Below are 4,379 nucleotides of genomic sequence, written 5' to 3' on the forward strand. Positions count from 1 at the left end.
CCCGTGCGCTGCGGCCCCCCGCGGTCAAACCGTGGTGCTCTCATTCCCCCCCGAGGTGGCCAGGGGGGGCCACGGGACGCAGCACCCAAAGTTGATCCGTTCCAAACGAACGTGTGTCGAGCGGAAGCCTTCGAATGCGAGGAGATCACCACATCGCAAGTCGCGTGCAGTCGACGAGTTCGACGTCTCCGCCTCCATGCGAGCGCTTTCACATTGCAGTGATCGTCCCGCAATCACTCGTCGGTTGGCAACAGCTCACCCGTCCGCAGGCGTTGCAGGATCACATCCGCCAACTCGCGGTCGGCGATCGGGTCGTCGCGGATGTCGACCCAGAGTGGCAGCGCGATTGAGACGAACGCGATGGGCTCGAACGGCGCTGGCGCGGGCCCGGCCTCAAGACGGGCGGCGGCGGTGAGGAAGGTGTCGGTGGGGAAGGTTGCGACTTGGGTGACCCGAGACGTCGCCTCGGCGAGGAGCGAAGCCAGCGGATCGAGCCGGGTGCGCTCGTCGACGAACGCCTGCCACGTCTCACTCCCCGGGACGGCCACCGCGGCGGCGAAGGTGACGCGCATCGGCTCGAAAAAGGCACGCATCGCCTCGGTCGTCACCGCCCAGTCGGCCCAGGGCAGTAACACGTCGGCCTGATCGGCGGCAACGAAGACCTGCGATGCGCCCTCGGCCGCGTCGACCAGTCGCGGGTAGGCGGCGAGATCGTCGGCGGTGGTGCGGAGCTGGTCGCCCGGGAGCGAGTCGCTGGCGATCGCGTTGCAGAGATTGGTCAGGGCGTCGTTGAACCGGCTCGGCAGGCGATCGAGCTGAAGATCGTCGAGGCCCTGGACGGTCGCGAGCCGCTGGCTCAGCCGTGGCAGCTCGTCGAGCGATCGCACGAGGATCGCGGCGGCGGCGAGGGTGTCGCGTGCGTCGGCCCGCTGATCGGAGTCGGCCACCGCACCGGCGACGACGAGCCTGCGGACCAGCACGCGTTCGAGCCCGCCGGTCGGACGAATCGCGAGCGTCTGTTCGGCCCGTGCGTAGCCGAGGCCTGCGTCGACGGCATCGACGAGAACGTCGTTGGTTTGCTGAAGATCGATGACCCAGCGGGTGAAGTCGCCGGGCTTGGAGTCGAACAGCGCAGAGCCGCCCGGTCGACCGAAACGACTCGCGGCCAGGGTGATCTTGTCGCGTTGGCGGGCGAAGAGCTCGTCCAGCGTCGCGACGCCGCGCTGCCAGGTTGGTTCGAGGTCGACGCTGCGGCGGATCGCCTGGTCGTGGCGGCGGACTTCGCGTTCGTACGCATCGACGGCGGTGAGCAGCTCGGCTGACCACTCGGGCTGGCGACTGGCGGCCGAAACGAGCGAAGCGAGTTCGCCGGTCGTGTCGCCCAGATCGTCAGCAGCCTCGGCGGAGGCGGCGAAGGCGTCGAGGTCGCTCAGGGCACGCTGGCCCGCGTCGCGGAGGCGCTCGTCGAGGAAGAGCAGCGTCGCCGAGGTGAGGCGCGACTCGATCTGACGACGCTCATCCGGCGAGAGCCCGGTCCGATTGCCCGCGGCGGCGACGGCGATCGGCACGGCCCGGCGTGCGAAGTCCAGGGCGGCCTCGTCGTCGCGAGCCTGGTCGACAAGCTCAGCCAGCACGGCACGCAGCTCGATCGTGACGGAAAGCGAACGCGTGCGGGCAGCGAGGTCGTCGGCTGTGAGCTCGGGTACTGGCTCGACGTCCGGCTCCGCCTGGGAGGGCGTGGTGCTGACGGCCGGTCGCATCGACGGCAGCGATCGCCCCGCCGCCGGATGACCCACTGCGGCCAGCACCAGCGGCCCGACGTCGTCCAGGAGATCGGCGGCGTTGCGGTGCGAACGGAACGACTTGGCCCGCAGCGCAGCCCGGGCCTCGCGTGCCGGCCGGGTGTCGGGCAGCGACTCGATCGTGTCGATGGCGGAAATGAGGATCGCCAGGTCCGGCAGCCGCAGCATCGCGAGTCGCCCATCGACGGAGTCAGGCCCGGCGTCGGCGGCGATGCGAAGCAGGTCGCGCTGGAGGATCCGCAAGTCGATGCGGAGGTCGAGCAGCTCGGACTCGGGTGAGGTGGCACGCTGGCGCTCCTGCAGCAGCGTCGCAAGGCCGGTCTCGATGGCGATCGCCTGGGCGGTCTGCTGCTCCTCGACCGGTGGCCAGGGCGAGGCATCGTCCTGGGCGAAGGCGTAACCGGCGAACGCCAGCACTGCCGCGAGCATCCCTGCGTTGCGTCGTCCGATTCCCATGGCACGAGGGTATCGCGTGCCGGTCGTTTCAGCCGAAGACGTCCAGCACCGCCCGCAGGTCGTCGGCGACGAAGGCGGGCCGCAGCTCGCGCGGCTGCTGCTGGGCATCGGCCCGCGTCGAGACGCCGCCCAGCACAAGGCCGGCCCGCATGCCGACGGCCTTGGCTCCGAGGATGTCGGCGTCGAGGTTGTCGCCGATCATGAGGCACTCGGTCGGATCGGCATTGATCAGCCGACAGGCGTCGAGGAAGAAGGCCTTCTCCGGCTTGCCGTTGAACGTCGCCCGCGTCCCGGCGGCGAAGGCCAGCATCTGGCAGAACGCCCCACAGCCGATTTCCAGCCCGTGCCGACTCGGGTAGAGCCGGTCCGCACAGACGCCGACGAGTCTGGCACCGTGCCGCAGCAGCCTGACCGCGTGCCGCTGCCGATCCGGCGTCGCCCGGGCGTTGGGTGGCGTGCCGACAAGGACGGCGTCGCAGGCCTGATCGCCGTCGACGTCCACGAGCGTGCCGAGCTGGCGAATGACGTCGTCCATGTCGCCCTGGCCGAGGTTGAAGACGCGTGGTTTGCCGAACTCGACGACCAGATCGTCCATCGCGGCCTGGGCGGCTGTCAGGATGAGCCGCGGGTCGACATCGAGGCCGGCGTGTTCGAGTCGTTCACCGACGCGGGACGGGCCGTTGGTGGAGTTGGTGACGACCAACGTCGGCACGCCGAGCGACTTGAGGTGCCGGACCAACTCGACGGCACCCGGCATTGCGGCGGCGTGTTTGACGAGTGTGCCGTCCAGATCGAGCAGCACGCCCGCGTAGTCCGACAGCTTGCGCGGCATCGCCGGCAGGCTAGCCGGACTGGAGCAGGTCGCGCAGCGTCGCCCGGTCCTCGCGCGTCAGGTGCTTGCTCTTGTGCTCGACCCAGTGCGGCGTCGCACCGCGTGCCAGTCGCCAGAACCGGCAATCGTGCACTGCCAGCCGGCCCGCGAGCAGCCACAGCTTCGGCAGACGAAACGAACACGCCAACGCGATCGCGTGCAGCCGCGTCTCGATCGCCTCGGGACGCAGCTGCGACGGCCCCGCCTCAAGTCGAAGTCGTTCGTCCGATTCGGGTTCGACGCTCGTCAGTCCCAGCGACAACCGCCCCGCCGCCTCGATCGCCCGGTCGACCAGCGGCCCGGCATCGTCCGCCTGCCACGGCTGCTCGATCTCGGCCTTGCCGGCATCGATGGCGACGCGGTGACGGACGGCGTTCCGCGTCCAGTCGTGCGGCTTCATCAACACCCGCAGCTCGTCACTGGCACGCTTGGGCGACACGATCGGCACGACGATCGCTGGCGTCGCGATCGCACGGCGTTTGCGCTTGCCACGGGCAATGGTCCGCATCGGGCGGGTCCGTGCCGGAGCACCGTTGTGGGCAGAGTCCGCCACGCCGCATCGTACGGTTGGCCATGGCCGCCCCGATGACCCGCGAGGCCGGGCTCGATCCCGACGTCGCCCTGGACAGCGCCTGGTCGTGCTTCGTGCGAGGGCTCAACGACCGACGCAGCCCGTCCCACGCGCCCACGCTCGCCACCGTCGACCCAACCGGCGGGCCGAAGCTGCGGACGGTCGTCCTCCGCATCGCCGATCGCGACACGCGACGGCTCGGCTGCCACACGCGGGCCGACGCGGGCAAGGTGGCCGAGATTCGCCAGCAGCCGCAGGTGTCGTGGCACGTCTACGACCGCAAGGCCAAGCTGCAGATCGTCTTCCACGGCCGGGCCGAGGTCCACACGTCTGGCCCGCTGGCGGATGCGCGTTGGGAGGCGACGTCGTCTTCGGGTCGTGCGTGTTATGAGGCTCAGCAGACGCCCGGCACGCCCTGGCAGGAGGCGGAGCCGTCGGCGGACGGTCGATCGACGTTTGCCGTGGTGACGTGCGCGTGCGACACGATCGACTGGCTGTTCCTGCACCACGCCGGCCACGTTCGCTGGCGTTTTCGTTATGTCGGTGGGGTTTGGCAGTCGACTCACGTCGCACCGTGATTTCCAGCCAGAACAGGCCCATAACGCGCATCGGCGTTCAACTTGCCGAGCAACGCCGTCGATGCCGGAACAGGTCTGCGGAATTTTGCGGCGACTGGTCC

General features: G+C 69.7%; 4 protein-coding genes. 1 reads left to right on the forward strand and 3 read right to left on the reverse strand.

Going from position 1 to position 4,379, the window contains the following annotated elements; all coding sequences use genetic code 11:
* Positions 1-233: 233 nt before the first annotated feature.
* Genes AAGI46_16005 through AAGI46_16015 form a run of 3 tightly spaced genes read right to left on the reverse strand, consistent with a single transcriptional unit; the run spans position 234 to position 3,682 of the window.
* The gene (locus tag AAGI46_16005) at positions 234-2,258 is read right to left on the reverse strand and encodes a hypothetical protein (GenBank protein ID MEM1013712.1); all 2,025 of its coding nucleotides are present in this window, start codon (positions 2,256-2,258) and stop codon (positions 234-236) included.
* 28 nt (positions 2,259-2,286) lie between these two features.
* On the reverse strand, positions 2,287-3,090 hold the full coding sequence (locus AAGI46_16010; protein ID MEM1013713.1) for an HAD-IIA family hydrolase: 804 nt from the start codon (positions 3,088-3,090) through the stop codon (positions 2,287-2,289).
* Positions 3,091-3,100: 10 nt separating this feature from the next.
* Positions 3,101-3,682 carry a hypothetical protein gene (locus AAGI46_16015; GenBank protein ID MEM1013714.1) on the reverse strand — a complete coding sequence of 194 codons (582 nt, stop codon included), beginning with the start codon at positions 3,680-3,682 and terminating at the stop codon, positions 3,101-3,103.
* 20 nt (positions 3,683-3,702) lie between these two features.
* Between AAGI46_16015 and AAGI46_16020 the strand changes: the two genes are divergently transcribed.
* Positions 3,703-4,278, forward strand: a complete 576-nt coding sequence (locus AAGI46_16020) for a pyridoxamine 5'-phosphate oxidase family protein (protein ID MEM1013715.1) — start codon at positions 3,703-3,705, stop codon at positions 4,276-4,278.
* Positions 4,279-4,379: the final 101 nt, after the last annotated feature.

The organism is Planctomycetota bacterium (genome assembly GCA_038746835.1).
In the GTDB taxonomy this organism is placed as follows: Bacteria; Planctomycetota; Phycisphaerae; order Tepidisphaerales; family Tepidisphaeraceae; genus JBCDKH01.